The sequence below is a fragment of the Primorskyibacter flagellatus genome (assembly GCF_900176485.1).
GTDB classification, from domain to species: Bacteria; Pseudomonadota; Alphaproteobacteria; order Rhodobacterales; family Rhodobacteraceae; genus Primorskyibacter; species Primorskyibacter flagellatus.
In genome coordinates, this window is the sequence record NZ_FWYD01000001.1 from 579,253 (window position 1) to 594,390 (window position 15,138).

Sequence of the window (15,138 nt, forward strand, 5' to 3'; positions counted from 1 at the left end):
CGCCCCCGCTTTCCATCCTTTTGCGTCAGCCGTTCATCGCTGCCCAGACGCGCGAAGGCGATGCCGGCATGTCGATATGGGTCACATCATGCCCGCCCGATTGCATCGCGTCCACCACGGCGTTGATCACCGCAGGCGGCGACCCGATGGCCCCGGCCTCGCCACAGCCCTTCACGCCCAGCGGATTGTGGGTGCAGGGTGTGACGCAGGAGTGATCGACGCTGTAGAACGGCACGTCATCGGCGCGCGGCATCGCGTAATCCATATAGGACGCGCTGAGAAGCTGGCCGTTCTCATCATAGACGCAGCCTTCCATCAGGGCCTGCCCGACACCCTGGGCAATCCCGCCATGCACCTGACCGGAGACGATCATCGGGTTGATGATATTGCCGAAGTCATCCGCCGCCGAGAAGCGCTCAATCGTCACGCGGCCGGTTTCCGGATCCAGTTCGACCTCGCAGGCATAGGCGCCCGAGGGGTAGGTGAAGTTCGACGGATCATAGAACGCCGTCTCTTCCAAACCGGGCTCGATGTCTTCCAGCGGGTAGTTGTGCGGCACATAGGCGGCCAGCGTAACATCGCCCCAAGCAACGGATTTGTCAGTACCCGCAACGGTGAACTGACCGTCTTTCAGCTCGATATCCGCCTCGGAAGCTTCCATCAGATGCGAGGCGATCTTCTTGGCCTTGTTGATGATCTTCTCGGTCGCACGGACCATGGCCGACCCGCCGACTGCAAGCGAGCGCGATCCGTAGGTGCCCATGCCCATCGGCACGCGCGCCGTGTCGCCGTGCACGATGTCGATCTGATCTTCGGGAATGCCCAGCATCTCTGCCACGACCTGCGGGAACGCAGTTTCATGCCCCTGCCCGTGGCTGTGGCTGCCGGTCATTACAGAGATCGAACCGGTGGCATTCACGCGAACGGTTGCACTTTCGTACAGGCCCGCGCGCGCGCCCAGTTGGCCAACAAGGTTCGACGGCGCGATGCCGCAAGCCTCGATATAGCAGTTCACACCCAGACCGCGCAGACGTCCCTTGGCTTCGCTTTCCTTGCGCCGCGCGGCAAAGCCCGCGATGTCGGCAATCTCTTCCAGCTTGTCCATCGTCGCGGGATAGTCGCCGGTGTCATATTCCACAGCGACAGGGGTTTGATAGGGAAATTCGGTGATGAAGTTCTGGCGGCGCAGCGCAATCGGATCGACACCCAATTCGCGTGCCGCCTTGTCCACGACCCGCTCCAGCTGATAGGTCGCCTCGGGGCGGCCAGCGCCGCGATAGGCGTCCACCGGAACGGTGTTGGTGAACACGGCCTTGACGTTCACATAGATCAGCGGCGTCTTGTAGTTGCCCGCCATCAGCGTGCCGTGCAGCCATGTCGGAACCGAGGGCGCGAAGGTCGACAGGTAGGCACCCATATTCGCAAGCGTATCGGTGCGCAGGGCGACGAAGTTGTTGTCCTTGTCCAGCGCCAGTTCGATCTTGGTGACGTGGTCGCGGCCATGTGCGTCTGACATGAACGCTTCTGACCGAGTGGACGTCCACTTGACCGGCCGGGCCAGTTGCCGGGCCGCGAAGGTGCAGAATGCCTCCTCCGCGTAGTGGAAAATCTTGGTGCCGAAACCGCCGCCGACATCGGGCGCGACGACACGCAACTTGTGTTCGGGAATACCAAGCACGAACGCGCCCATCAGCAGCCGGATCACATGCGGGTTCTGGCTGGTGGTATACAGCGTGCTTTCGTCATTGGCGCGGTTGTATTCGCCCAAGGCGACGCGCGGTTCCATCGGATTGGCGATAAGCCGGTTGTTGACCAGTTCCAGCGTGGTGACATGGGCGGCTTCCTTGATCGCCTTGTCCACGGCCTCGCGGTTTTCCTCGACGAAGCCCCAGTCGTAGCAAAGGTTGCCGGGCAGATCGTCATGCACTTTGGGCGCGTCGTCCTTCAGCGCGTCCTTCATGTTCACGACGGCGGGCAGTTCTTCGATGTCGAGTTCAATGGCTTCCGCCGCATCGCGGGCCTCTGCCAGTGTGTCCGCAACGATCGCGGCAATTGGATCACCAACATGGCGGACCTTGCCCTGTGCCAGAACCGGGTGCGGCGGCTCATGCATGACCTCGCCAAAGCGGTCCGTCACCTGCCAACCGCAGGGAATGCTGCCGATCCCTTCGAAATCCGCACCGGTAAAGATGCGCACCACGCCCGGCATTTCCGAAGCGGCAGTGGTATCAATATTGGTGATCCGGCCATGTGCCACGTCAGAGCGCAGGAAATGCACATAGGCCTGACCGCGCGCATTGATATCATCGGTATAATTTCCGGTACCTGTCAGAAAGCGCACGTCTTCGCGGCGCTTGCTGCTGGCTCCGATGCCATGATCTTTCGGCATGTTCTTTATCCTCCCTGGGGATGGCCGGGTTAAACCCTGCCTGCAATGTAGCGCGGGTGGCGGGGCCGTGGCCCGCCGCCGCAATGATCACTCGGCGGCGATAGCACCCACATCCTGTCCGGATGCGGCCATGATCGCCTTGACGATGTTGTGGTAGCCCGTGCAGCGGCAGATATTGCCTTTGAGATATTCGCGTATCTCGGCTTCGCTGGGCTTGGGGTTGTCCTTCAGCAGCGCGGTGGCCGACATCACCATACCCGGCGTGCAGAAACCGCACTGAAGCCCGTGGTAATCCTGAAACGCCTGTTGCACAGCCGTAAGCGACCCGTCCTTGCCAGTGATGCCTTCGATCGTGGTGACCTCGGCGCCCTCGGCCTCGGCTGCGAACATCGTGCAGGACTTGACCGCCTGCCCGTTGACATGCACCAGACATGCGCCGCACTGGCTGGTGTCGCAGCCCACATGCGTTCCCGTCAGTTCCAGCTTTCCGCGAATAAACTCAACCAGCAGCGTGCGGCCTTCGACCTCTCCGGAAACGGACTTGCCGTTCACCGTCATCTCTACCTTCGCCATCAAATTCCTCCCGTCATATTGTTCAATTCAGATGCGTGGCACGGATCAGGAAACGAACCGTTTGAACCACCCTTTCTTTTCTCCGGCCGCAGCAGATTCGCCGCCGTCCTCTGCACCATCTTCGCCAGCCTTGTCCGCCCCTTCAACAACTTCCTGAAAACGGGTGAAAAACTGATCGGCCATCTTCTTGGCAAACCCGTCGATGATCCGGCTGCCCAACTGTGCCAACTTGCCGCCGACCTTCGCCTCGACATCATAGCTGAGCGTGGTGCCCACATCCGATGGCGTCAGTGTCACATCGGCCCCGCCCTTGGCAAAGCCAGCAGCACCGCCCTTGCCTTCGCCGCTCAGCGTCAGGCTGGTGGGCTCATTCATCTCTGACATCGTGACCTGGCCCTTGAACGTCGCCTTGACCGGGCCGACCTTCTGAACCACGACCGCCTCGAACCCCTCTTCCGGACTGCCGGTCATTTCCTGACAGCCGGGAACGCATTCCTTGAGCACTTCGGCATCCAGCAATGCGGCCCAGACAACCTCTGGCGGGGCGGCAATATCTCGTGAATCGCTGAGTTTCATAATCAGGGTTTCCTCTTGCTGCGCCCAGCCTAGGCCAAGGACCGAAGCGGGGCATATTAGACCATTGGCGTAGAGCTATCTTTCAGGTGGCTGAAAGCTAAGCCCGTAGGAGGCGTAGATGTCCGCGATCCGGCCGTCTTCCAGCGCATAGCGGATGGCATCATCGGCGGCGTAGCCAAGTGGGCGATAGGCGAAATGCAGGCCAACTCCAAGCGTCCAGCGCGACACGGCGAAGCCCGGCAGCGGGGGTTGGTGAATGGCAATCGCATCCGTGCGCTCGAATTCCAGTTGCCCCAGCGGCCCCATTGCCGCCATGACCTCGCCCTCGGCCAATGCCTGCATCGCGGCGGCCATGGTCGGATACCGCCGCACGCCCTGCGCCAGTTGCCCGCCCGCAAAGCCGGACAGGTAGAAATCCGCGATCGAGTCATTTTCAACCGCGACCGTGTCGAACCGAAAATAGGCGGGCAGCGGACCACCATCGGGGTATTTCGCCTTGTCATAGGCGATGGCGATGCTTTCGCCCGCATATTGCCCGATAAACGTCACCTGCTCTACCCGGCACTTGAACGCGCTGTCATATGGCACGCGCATCATCACGTTGGAAATCCGGCCACTGACAATGCCGCCCTTCCAGATGTTGTTGCGCAGATCGGCCTGAAGGTTCTCGCCCGCCGCGACAAAGTTGAAGCGCGCCTCGATGCCCAGATCATCCGCAATCAGACGGGCGATCTCCACATCAACGCCGCGCGGCTTGCCGCCCTCTTCCCAGCTATAGGGCGGGTTGTCCTCATAGACGGCGAACAGCATATGCCCCTGCTCTATCAGCTGGTCCATATCGCGGCCCACAATGTCCCGAGAGGTGTTTTGCGGTTTCGGCTGCGGGATGTAATCCGCACAGGGATCAGCGGCACTGGCCGCACCCGCGGCCAGACAAAGCGCCGCAAGTGTCACGAGCGTCTTCGCCCCCGATCTTGCCTTTGCAACCAAGCCGTCACGCAATTTGGAAATCCCCCATCCGATGCAACCATGCCACGCGGCATGATCCAATGCAAAGGCAATGCGGGCGCCGCAAACCGTCGGGCGCCCGGCTGGCTTTCAGCACGTCAATGCGCGGCCGAAAGACCGATCGTCAATGTCTCCGCCGCCTTGGTATAGGAGGCTTCGGTGCCGTCGATTTGCTTTGCCGCACGAAACGCCACGCTGTCAGCGACGGGCGCGCCGGACATGGTTTCGATCCCCGAGGCGATTTCCTGCAATTGCGCGATCGCCGTATCCGGATCGGCATCCGACGGATCGCTTGCCCAGCCGGTCAATTGGTCCCGGATCGCCTTGAGATCGTCCGAAGCCGCATCCATGGCGGCATCGTCGGGCCGCGTTTCGATATAGGTGCGGATCGCCCATGCGGCTTCCTGCCCCAGCAATTCGCCAAAGGCCGGCATCTTCGTGGTACCGTTCTGCGTATAGCCTTCGCGGAACCGCTCGACATACCACTCGTCGCCATATTCCTCGGCCTCAAGAAAGCGCAGATCCGGTGCCAGCCCGCCCGAGATCACCTCCAGCCCGTGACACCGCGCGCAGTTCTGGTTGTACCCGGAGGATCCGATCTCGATTGCCTTGGTCCAGACCTCTTCGCCTGCGGCCTCGGCGCGATAGGGGTTTTCGGTCAGCCAGTCCCCCTCAACCGTCGGCAGGCCGGTCGTGTCGACCGCCTGAGGGGCCACATCGCCATGCGCAAGCGCGTGACCGCCAAGGCCAAGCGCTGCCAGCGCGGCAAGAATGGGTGTCGTTTTGAAATATGTCATTCGATCTCTCCTCCCCCGCGATTGCGGGCCTGTTCGCGTCTGTCCTCCCCGTTTCTAAGCGCAGGTTCCGACGCGGCGATATTGGACTTTCGTCGCCGAACCGCCCGAAATCAGACCAAGGTCGCATGGCGCTGTGCCGCTGCAACCACCTACCGTCAGATCACGACACACCAGGAGGAGGATCTGTGACATGCGTCTTCGCGCAGCCATCGCGGCATTGATGCTGTCCGCCTTGCCCGCTTGGGCAGAGCTGACGATTCCCGTGCATTACCTGCGCCAGATCGTACCGCAGCCACCTACCCTGTCCAATCTCGACCCACGCCCGGAACGCTTGGGCATTGATGGGGCATCGCTTGCCTTGGCGGACAATCAGACCACTGGGCAGTTTCTGGGCCAGACCTATAGGCTGGAAATCACAGAAGTGCCGGAAGGCGGTGATTTCGCCGATGCCATGCGCGCGGCACTTGCCGCCACCCCCTTTGTGATCCTCGACGCGCCCGCCGACACGTTGCTGAGCGTCGCTGACCTGCCGGAAGCCAGCGAGGCACTGCTTTTCAACGCCTCGGCACCTGACCGCAAATTGCGCAGTCAGGAGTGCCGCCCCAACCTGTTTCATACCGGCCCGTCGCTTGACATGCGCACCGATGCGCTGATGCAGTTTCTGCTGTCGCGGCGCTGGACCGGGTTGGCGCTGATCCACGGCACACATGCCGAGGATCTGGCCTTTGCCGATGCGCTGACCGGTTCTGCCAGCAAATTCGGCCTGAAGATCGGTGCCACGAAAGAATGGGCCTTTGACGCCGACATGCGCCGCAACGCCACACAGGAAATGCCGCTGTTCACCCAGGACCTTGGCCGCCACGATGTCCTGCTGCTTGCCGACGAGATCGGCGATTTCGCCCGCTACATCCCCTACAACACTTGGGAGCCGCGCCCGGTTGCAGGTTCTGAAGGGCTGCGTCCCGTCGCGTGGGACCGGGTCGTGGAACAATGGGGCGCTGCGCAGTTGCAATCGCGCTTCGAGGATCTGGCCAACCGCCCGATGCGCCCGCTCGACTATGCTGCATGGGCGGCGTTTCGCGCGATAGGCGAGGCCGTGAGCCGCACCGGCACCGATGATCCCGCAGCCTTGCGCGCCTATATGCTGTCGGATGCTTTTGAACTGGCCGGGTTCAAGGGGCGCCCGCTGACCTTCCGCACCTGGAACGGGCAGTTGCGGCAGCCCATTCCGCTGGTCCATGCCCATGCACAGGCTGCCCTCGCCCCGCTGGACGGTTTCCTGCACCCGCGTACTGAACTTGACACGCTGGGCCTTGATGCCCCCGAAAGCGGCTGCACGCGCTTTCAGTAATCGCAGCGCCGCGCTTTGATGCGGCGTTCCAATTCACCTGATACACGAAAGCCAATCTGATGATCCGTACCACCCTTGCCCTACTGGTCCTGTCCGCCCCCGCCGCCTTCGCGGACGAGATGTGGATCACCAATGAACGCGACGACACGATCAGCGTCATCGACACGCAAACGCTGGAAGTGACCCGCACCATTCCCACGGGCGCACGGCCCCGCGGGATCATCTTCAGCCATGATCACAAGGTCGTCTATATCTGCGCCAGCGACAGCGACACGGTACAGGTCATGGACCCCGACACCGGCGAAGTTTTGCACGAGCTTCCGTCCGGCGAAGATCCCGAACAGTTTGCGCTGCACCCAGACAACCGACATCTTTACATTGCCAACGAAGATGATGCGATCTCGACCGTTGTGGATGTGGAAACCCGAACCGTCGTGGCCCAGATCAGCGTCGGGATCGAGCCCGAGGGCATGGCCGTCTCACCCGACGGCAAGATCGCCATTACCACCTCGGAAACCACCAACATGGCGCATTGGATCGACACGGAAACCCAGAAGATCTTTGCCAACACTCTGGTCGATTCGCGCCCTCGCCATGCCGAGTTTACATCCGACGGGGCAGAGCTTTGGGTGAGTTCCGAAATCGGTGGGACAGTGACAGTGTTCGACGGTGCCACCCAGACGGAAAAGGCGAAGATCACCTTCGATCTGCCCAACATCCACCCGGACCGCATCCAGCCCGTCGGGTTCGAATTCACCCCCGATGACGCCATCGCCTTTGTGGCGCTCGGTCCGGCAAATCATGTCGCAGTGGTCAATATGGCCAGCTATGAGGTCGAAGAGTATATCCTTGTCGGCCGCCGTGTCTGGCATATGGCGTTCAACCGCGATCATTCGCAGCTGTTCACCACCAACGGCATCTCTGGCGACGTCACCGTGATCGATGTTGCCAGCCGCAAGCCGGTAAAATCCATCAAGGTCGGTCGCTTTCCTTGGGGGGCCGCATTCCGCCCGACGAACTGAGCACCGCCAGTTTTTAATCAATAAGAATGACAACACGGTGCCTGCGCATGAAGAAGACTCAGGTGCCAAGACAGAAGTCGGGTTTGTCGCGTTCACACTTGCGCGCTATGACTTGAAGGCAAGGGGCATCGCCCGAACCTATTGAACCACTGTGGACACAGCATGACGCCCGGCCTTTCCGTCCAGAACCTCAGCTACAACTACGGTGCGCGCAAAGCGTTGGACGATGTCACTTTCACCGTCGAACCGGGCGCATTCTGTGCGCTTCTGGGGCCAAATGGTGCAGGAAAATCCACACTTTTCGCATTGTTGACGCGGCTTTTCACAACAGCGTCCGGGCAGATCGCAATAGCTGGTCACGACATGACAACGGTGCCCCGCCGTGCCTTGGCGCGGATGGGTGTTGTGTTTCAGGCCCAAACTCTGGATCTGGATCTGACGATCCGACAAAACCTTACCTATTTTGCGGCCCTGCACGGGCTTTCGGGTCGCGACGCCTCCAACCGCATTGACGCAAGCCTGGACCGGCTGGCAATCCGTGACCGTGCGTCGGAAAAGGCCCGCAGCCTCAACGGCGGGCATCGCCGGCGCACCGAAATCGCCCGTGCGTTGATTCATCAGCCCGATGTGTTGTTGCTGGACGAGGCCACGGTTGGCTTGGACGCCGCCACCCGCGAGGCAATCACGACCCATGTCCACGATCTGGCGGCGACGGACGGGATCACCGTGCTATGGGCCACCCATCTGACCGACGAGGTGCGCGATACGGACCGGTTGGTAATCCTGCATCAGGGCCGCATCATGCAGGACGGCCATGCCGGGACATTGCGCGGAGACGCCTCTTTGCAACAGCATTTCCTGACATTGACGGCAAAGCCTGCATGACTTTGCGCAATTCACCTATCGCATTATCAATAGCTTATAATATATTGACATCAATAGAATACACAAAACTTTTGGGGGATGCATGGTGATCCACCCCTATCTTACGTCGCTCCGCGCCATCGTCGGCCGCGAGGCATTGCGGTTTCTGCATCAACGCGAACGCTTTGTCGCAGCACTCGTACGGCCGTTGGTATGGCTGGTGGTCTTCGCTGCTGGTTTTCGCGCGGCATTGGGGTTGTCGATCATCCCGCCGTACCAAACCTACATTACATACGAGACCTATATCGTGCCCGGTCTCTGCGGAATGATCCTTCTTTTCAATGGCATGCAGGGATCTCTTAGCCTTGTTTACGACCGTGAAATGGGATCAATGCGCCTCCTCTTGACAGCTCCCTTGCCGCGTGGCTGGCTGCTGTTTGCCAAGCTTGTCGGGTCCACCGCGATTTCCATCCTGCAAGCGCTGGTGTTTCTGGCCATCGCCGCCGCTTTTGGCGTCACGACGGCTCCGTTGGGATATTTGACGGTCATTCCCGCGCTGGCCATCGCCGGGCTTATGCTGGGCGCTCTCGGGCTCGCCCTGTCGAGTTTCATCAAACAGCTGGAAAACTTTGCCGGTGTGATGAACTTCGTGATCTTCCCGATGTTTTTCCTCAGCTCCGCGCTCTATCCTCTTTGGAAGATGGCAGAATCTTCGGAATTGCTGCACGACATATGTGCAGTGAACCCGTTTACCCACGCGGTAGAGCTGATCCGTTTTGCGCTGTATGGCCAGTTGAACCTGCCAGCCCTTGGTTGGACGATCTTCGCCACCTGCGCCTTCATGGCGTTCGCATTGTGGGGGTATGATCCCGCGCGCGGACTGACACGTCGCAAAAGCTGACCCTATCTACGACCATAGCCCATGTGTTTTGCCGCGTCAGGGATGGTACTTTGGTATCAGAGGAAAGGAGTTCCCATGTTTCGAAAGACTCTTTGCATCGCAGTTTTTGCGACCCTTCCGGCCTTTGCCGAGACCCAGACGCGCACGGTTGAGGATGAGCATGGCACGCTTAATCCGCTGGACTCGGGGTTTGGCAAAGTTATGTCGAACATCGACAAGGGTCAGACCGATATGATGACCTGCGCCACCGGATATTACATCACCAAATCCGGCCGTCACGCCCCCGCCCGCAAGTTGTTCGAAGCCTGCGCTGCCGCCGGTTACACGGGCGCTATGACATGGATGAGCCAGATGGAAAACAACGGCTTGGGAGGCGATTATAACCCGGATGCGGCTGCCGACTGGGACAGGCGCGCGGCTATGGCGGGCGATCCGGTGGGCAAGTTCAACTACGGGCTTGATCTGATGCGCGGCCACGGCGTTGCACCGGACGAGGCGGAGGGGCGCCGTCTGGTCGACGAAGCGGCGCAGGAAGGGCTTGCCATCGCAAAACGGCTGCAAATAGCCGATTACGACCTTGATGAGGTGACGCCGGACGCCGACAACTGGCGCTACGCCCCGGCTTTCTGAATGCAGACGCATCACGGGCTATCGAGGAAAACCAGCCTGTCTCGCTTAACATGGTGGCCTCCCGACTGCGCCAACACGATTTATGTCCAGACGAAACAGGTGCAGAATCGAAAAGTCCGGCCATTATCTGGCCGGACCCTTAAGACCCAATCAGGTTGTGCTGCTTACACTGCGGCTTGTGCAGCCTTTCGCCGGCGCCGCATAAGACCAAGTGCACCGAAACCAATTGGAAGCAACAACCCCGCCGCAGGAACAGGCACGGGCGATGGTGCCGCAGTTACGACGCGAATCCAGTCACCCGGCTGAGACACGTTCATGCCAAGCCAAATCGTATTCCCAGAATACGTGAACCAATCGTTGTTTTTGTTGCGCCAGTCATTTTCTTCCATCCCACGCGCTTCAAACGACCCAGGATAGAGGGTGCTGGATGATGCAAGCTGGCTGTTCGAGGCCGCCTCTCGCAGACCGTTAAGATCTGCCATCACGCCCAGAATTGTACCGTCAAAGGTAAAGCTGACTGGCCCCGGATCGTTATAAAGCGACCCCGTCAGCCCATAATGACGTTGCGACACACCATTTTTCACATTGAGAAAAATCATGTGGCTATCGACTTTTGTGCCCGCAGCGATCGTTCGACCACCATTCACGCCAATGTCGCTGGTAAGCTTTACGTCCTGCGCCTCATCAAACGCCTGAACGCGCCAGTTATACACATACCCGTTCTCGACGGATACTGGCGGGGGAACGATTTCGCCGCGAACAGCGCTAACCGTCGCCGCAGTAGCCGGAGCTGCCAATGTTGATGCGAAAATTGCGACAGCAATCCATTTTGAAAAAGTCATTTTAACTTCCTATAACCCTTAAACAACAAGATACCTACTAGACTTAGCACATCTCTACTGAATTGACAATTTTTCATTAACCTGTGCTGAAGTTTGGTTAACGCGTCAAGCAGCGACGCTCTAATGAACAAAATTGTTGCCCCTGTCAATGCCCTGTTGGTCGTACGACCTTAGCCGAGTACCGCGCCCCTCCCGCTTGGCTATAAACTGCACTTGGAGAGAGAGCGGCGGCGGATGATCAGCCGCGCGCATGAATAAAACTGTTCCCAGGGAGGACACACATGAACAGATTTATCGCCACAGTCGCTGCGGGCCTCATGGTTGCGGGTGCCGCTCAGGCCGATGTGACAGAAGAAGATCTGGCCAACGACCAAGCAGATGTCAGCCAGATCGTGACCAATGGCATGGGCCGTCACCTTCAGCGCTATTCGCCGCTGGACACGCTGAACAAGGAAAACGTGACAAACCTTGTTCCTGCATGGGCCTTCAGCCTTGGTGGCGAAAAGCAGCGCGGTCAGGAAGCGCAGCCGCTGATCCATGACGGCATCATGTATATCACCGGGTCATATTCGCGGCTTTACGCCATCGACGTGAAGACTGGTCAGGAAATCTGGCAGTATGACGCGCGCCTGCCAGAGGGCATTCTGCCATGCTGTGACGTGGTCAACCGGGGTGCGGCGCTTTACGGCGACAAGGTGTATTTCGGAACGCTTGACGCGCGGATGGTCGCGCTGGACGCCAAGACCGGCGATGTGGTCTGGCGCAAGAAAATCGCCGATTACAAAGCCGGCTACAGTTATACTGCGGCCCCGCTGATCGTGAACGGGATGGTTATCACCGGCAACTCAGGCGGCGAGTTCGGCATCGTCGGCGAAGTGCAGGCGCGTGACGCCGAAACCGGCGAGATGGTCTGGACCCGCCCGGTGATCGAGGGCCACATGGGCACGCTGAACGGCGAAGACAGCACCATGACCGGCGAGTTGAACGCGACGTGGCCGGGCGATATGTGGAAAACCGGCGGTGGCGCGACATGGTTGGGCGGCTCCTATGACGCCGACACAGACACGCTGGTCTTCGGCACTGGCAACCCTGCCCCGTGGAACAGCCACCTGCGCAATGCGGGCGCGCCGACCGAGGGCAATGCGGGCGACAACCTCTACGCTGCCTCGCGTCTTGGAATTGACCCGGCAACCGGTGAAATCAAATGGCACTATCAGTCGACACCGCGCGAAGGCTGGGACTATGACGGCGTCAACGAGGTCGTCTCCTATACCGACCGCGAAGGCAATGCGCGCTATGCCACGGCGGATCGTAACGGCTTCTTCTATGTGCTTGACCGTGCCGATGGCGGGTTCGTCTCTGCCGCGCCTTTCGTAAAGGACATCACCTGGGCCAGCGGTATTGACGATACTGGCCGACCGATCTTCAACGAAGATAACCGCCCCGGTGATCCCACAGCAGCGGCAGACGGCAAGAAAGGCGAAGTGGTCTTCTCTGCCCCCGGCTTCCTGGGTGGCAAGAACTGGATGCCGATGGCGTTTTCACAGCGCACCGGGAACTTCTACGTCCCCTCGAATGAATGGGGCATGGACATCTGGAACGAGCCGATCACCTACAAGAAGGGTGCCGCCTATCTTGGGTCGGGTTTCACCATCAAGCCGATGTACGAAGATCATATCGGCAGTCTCAAGGCGATTGATCCCGACACCGGCGAATGGAAGTGGGAATACAAGAACGAAGCACCGCTTTGGAGCGGCGTTATGACCACCGCAGGCGGTCTGGTGTTCTTTGGCACGCCCGAGGGCAAGTTCCTGGCGCTGGATGACGAGACCGGCGAAGAGCTGTGGTCCTTCCAGACCGGGTCGGGAATTGTCGGTCAGCCTGTCACCTGGGAACAGGACGGCGAGCAGTTTGTTTCGGTCATGTCCGGCTGGGGCGGCGCTGTTCCGCTATGGGGTGGCGAAGTGGCCAAGAAGGTCAACTACCTCAACCAGGGTGGCATGTTGTGGACATTCCGTCTGCCCAAGCAACTGGCCCAAGCGAACTGATCTCCACCCCCCTCTCACCGGAGATCCGTGGAAACGCGTCCCGCATTGCGGGGCGCGTTTTTTCGCGCATCTTGGCCTGGGATGGGAAGCGCAACAGCCAGACATTCGCAAAGAATCAGGCACAGACCGGGCGCGCCGCCCATCGCCTAAGACCTTTGGACAAGAGACCCTTTGTGCCATTATCCATAGGATAAATGCAAAGAAGGACGCGTCCGCCATGCAACAACCCGCCGCCCGGCCCATTGAGACTTTGCCGCTTACCGCGATGGTGGTGGACGACCACCCGCTGTTCTGCGACGCGCTGAGCCTTACTTTGCGCTCGCTGGCCGAGTTTGACGACATCGCCACCGCAGGCACGTTGCAAGAGGCGCTGGACAGGATCACGGCAGAGGGAGCACCGGGTTTTATCCTGCTGGACCTCAACCTGCCAGATGTGAACGGGCTGGACGGATTGGTGCGCCTGCGCGGCGCGGCCCCCGCCTCGGCGATCATCGTGGCGTCCTCGATGGCTGACAACCGGATGATTTCCTACGCGCTGAAGGCCGGGGCCAACGGGTTCGTGCCCAAACATTCGCAACGCTCGGTGTTTCGCCGTGCCTTTGATGCGGTCCGCGAGGGCCTGCCATTCGTGCCTGACGACTATATCGATCCGGAGGGTGCAGGGGGTGATAATGGACAAGGCAACGCCTTGGACCGGCTGGCGACGTTAACCAATCAACAGGCGCGCATCCTTGGCCTGATATGCGAAGGCAAACTGAACAAACAAATCGCCTATGATCTGACCATCGCAGAGACCACCGTGAAGGCACATGTGACGGCGATCATGCGCAAGCTGGGGGTCCACAGCCGCACCCAGGCGGTGTTGATCGCGCAAGAGGCCCGCTTTGCGAAGGTCTTGCCAAGCGAGGATTGAACGGCCTATCGTTTCCGCTTGCCGAACCGGCACGGAAACCAATGATTGACGGGCAGTTTCACTGCCCGCGCGGGAGGAAAGAACCTTGCACGCAGCCTTGCGCTCGGCGCAGGTCGATTGGCGCGACCCTGATGCGCTTGAAAGCCTTCATGCACAGATGGGGGCCGGAAAATTTGCATTTGTCGGCCTGTTTGTGACGCCCGAAGCCGACTTTGCTGCGGTTGTCGCGGCCGCACAGGACAAATTCACCGATACATGTGTCTGCGCCTGTACCACCGCCGGAGAACTTGGCAGCGCTGGCTATGAGGACGGTCGGATCGTTGCCGTCGGCCTTCCTGCCGCGCATTTCGCGACGGCCAGCTATGTGATCAACGATCTGCACGCGCTGGAGCCACAGGCGCAGATCGACCGGCTGATCCAGACCCGCATGGCCCTGTCGCGCGCCTGGCCGCGCATGGGCCAGGAATTCGCGTTTGTGATGATTGACGGGCTGTCCCTAGCCGAAGAACACCTGACCTCCGTCCTGTCGACCGGGCTGGGACCGGTGCCGCTTTTTGGGGGCTCTGCGGGGGACGGCACGCGCTTTTCCACAGCGTGGCTTGCCTGTGACGGGGTCGTGTCGCGCAACAGCGCGGTGATCACGCTTGTCCGGACGACCTGCCCGGTGAGGGTATTCTCTTTGGACCATCTCATGCCCACGGACCGGCGTATGGTTGTCACCGGTGCCGATCCCGCCCGCCGCATCGTGCATGAGATCAACGCCGAACCGGCCGCGCAGGAATATGCCCGGCTTTTGGGCAAGGATCCTCAGCAGCTTGATCCGTTCACCTTTGCCGCGCATCCGGTTGTGGTGCGGTTGGGCGAGTCGCATCATGTCCGCGCAATCCAGCGCGTTGATGAGGATGGCAATCTGGTGTTTTTCTCTGCCATCAACGAAGGTATGGTCCTGACACTGGCGGACCATCAGGACATGGCAGAGCATCTGGAACGCGGGCTTGCAGAACTGGCCGTGGACGGTGCGCCGGATCAAATCCTTGGCTGCGACTGCATATTACGAAGGATAGAGGCCGGCCAAACCCAGAAAAGCCGCGAGATCAGCCGCATCCTGTCTGAAAATCGCGTTGTTGGTTTTGGCACTTACGGCGAACAGATCGGCGGTTTGCACGTGAACCAGACTTTCACCGGCGTCGCGATCTATCCACCTGCCACCGAGAGCTGAGCGCC

The 15,138-nt window shown here is 60.1% G+C and carries 14 protein-coding genes; 8 read left to right on the forward strand and 6 right to left on the reverse strand.

The features are described from left to right. Positions 1-25 precede the first annotated feature (25 nt). The 5 genes from B8991_RS02725 to pedF all read right to left on the reverse strand — a co-directional run bounded on the left by B8991_RS02725 (position 26) and on the right by pedF (position 5,343). Entirely contained in the window at positions 26-2,389 is a 2,364-nt protein-coding gene (locus tag B8991_RS02725) for a xanthine dehydrogenase family protein molybdopterin-binding subunit (RefSeq protein WP_084350245.1), read from the reverse strand. Between the two features lie 87 nt (positions 2,390-2,476). Continuing rightward, positions 2,477-2,962, reverse strand: a complete 486-nt coding sequence (locus tag B8991_RS02730; protein WP_084350246.1) for a (2Fe-2S)-binding protein — start codon at positions 2,960-2,962, stop codon at positions 2,477-2,479. Between the two features lie 45 nt (positions 2,963-3,007). Then, positions 3,008-3,538, reverse strand: a complete 531-nt coding sequence (locus B8991_RS02735) for an SRPBCC family protein (RefSeq protein WP_084350247.1) — start codon at positions 3,536-3,538, stop codon at positions 3,008-3,010. A 75-nt stretch (positions 3,539-3,613) separates the two neighbouring features. Then, a complete protein-coding gene (locus tag B8991_RS02740; protein WP_412780332.1) occupies positions 3,614-4,540 on the reverse strand; it encodes a substrate-binding periplasmic protein in 927 nt (308 codons plus the stop codon). A gap of 104 nt (positions 4,541-4,644) precedes the next feature. Then, positions 4,645-5,343, reverse strand: coding sequence for a cytochrome c-550 PedF (gene pedF, locus B8991_RS02745; RefSeq protein ID WP_084350248.1), 699 nt, complete (start codon positions 5,341-5,343; stop codon positions 4,645-4,647). Positions 5,344-5,533: 190 nt separating this feature from the next. On the opposite strand from pedF, the gene B8991_RS02750 reads away from it, so the two are divergent. From B8991_RS02750 to B8991_RS02770, 5 genes are all read left to right on the forward strand, one after another. After that, positions 5,534-6,694 carry an ABC transporter substrate-binding protein gene (locus B8991_RS02750; protein ID WP_084350249.1) on the forward strand — a complete coding sequence of 387 codons (1,161 nt, stop codon included), beginning with the start codon at positions 5,534-5,536 and terminating at the stop codon, positions 6,692-6,694. A gap of 59 nt (positions 6,695-6,753) precedes the next feature. After that, positions 6,754-7,716 carry a YVTN family beta-propeller repeat protein gene (locus tag B8991_RS02755; protein ID WP_084350250.1) on the forward strand — a complete coding sequence of 321 codons (963 nt, stop codon included), beginning with the start codon at positions 6,754-6,756 and terminating at the stop codon, positions 7,714-7,716. A 162-nt stretch (positions 7,717-7,878) separates the two neighbouring features. Next, entirely contained in the window at positions 7,879-8,601 is a 723-nt protein-coding gene (locus B8991_RS02760) for an ABC transporter ATP-binding protein (RefSeq protein ID WP_084350251.1), read from the forward strand. Between the two features lie 82 nt (positions 8,602-8,683). Continuing rightward, the gene (locus B8991_RS02765) at positions 8,684-9,481 is read left to right on the forward strand and encodes an ABC transporter permease (protein WP_412780335.1); all 798 of its coding nucleotides are present in this window, start codon (positions 8,684-8,686) and stop codon (positions 9,479-9,481) included. A gap of 75 nt (positions 9,482-9,556) precedes the next feature. Beyond that, positions 9,557-10,111, forward strand: a complete 555-nt coding sequence (locus B8991_RS02770) for an SEL1-like repeat protein (protein WP_084350252.1) — start codon at positions 9,557-9,559, stop codon at positions 10,109-10,111. Positions 10,112-10,275: 164 nt separating this feature from the next. Here the strand turns inward: B8991_RS02770 and B8991_RS02775 are convergent, their stop codons facing one another. Then, positions 10,276-10,953, reverse strand: a complete 678-nt coding sequence (locus tag B8991_RS02775; RefSeq protein ID WP_143514467.1) for a VPLPA-CTERM sorting domain-containing protein — start codon at positions 10,951-10,953, stop codon at positions 10,276-10,278. Positions 10,954-11,234: 281 nt separating this feature from the next. On the opposite strand from B8991_RS02775, the gene B8991_RS02780 reads away from it, so the two are divergent. From B8991_RS02780 to B8991_RS02790, 3 genes are all read left to right on the forward strand, one after another. Beyond that, the gene (locus tag B8991_RS02780; RefSeq protein ID WP_084350254.1) at positions 11,235-13,001 is read left to right on the forward strand and encodes a PQQ-dependent methanol/ethanol family dehydrogenase; all 1,767 of its coding nucleotides are present in this window, start codon (positions 11,235-11,237) and stop codon (positions 12,999-13,001) included. Between the two features lie 217 nt (positions 13,002-13,218). Then, complete coding sequence (locus B8991_RS02785; RefSeq protein WP_084350255.1) at positions 13,219-13,914, forward strand: LuxR C-terminal-related transcriptional regulator; 696 nt, start codon at positions 13,219-13,221, stop codon at positions 13,912-13,914. A gap of 85 nt (positions 13,915-13,999) precedes the next feature. Continuing rightward, on the forward strand, positions 14,000-15,133 hold the full coding sequence (locus B8991_RS02790) for an FIST N-terminal domain-containing protein (protein ID WP_235866514.1): 1,134 nt from the start codon (positions 14,000-14,002) through the stop codon (positions 15,131-15,133). The last annotated feature ends 5 nt before the right edge of the window (positions 15,134-15,138 follow it).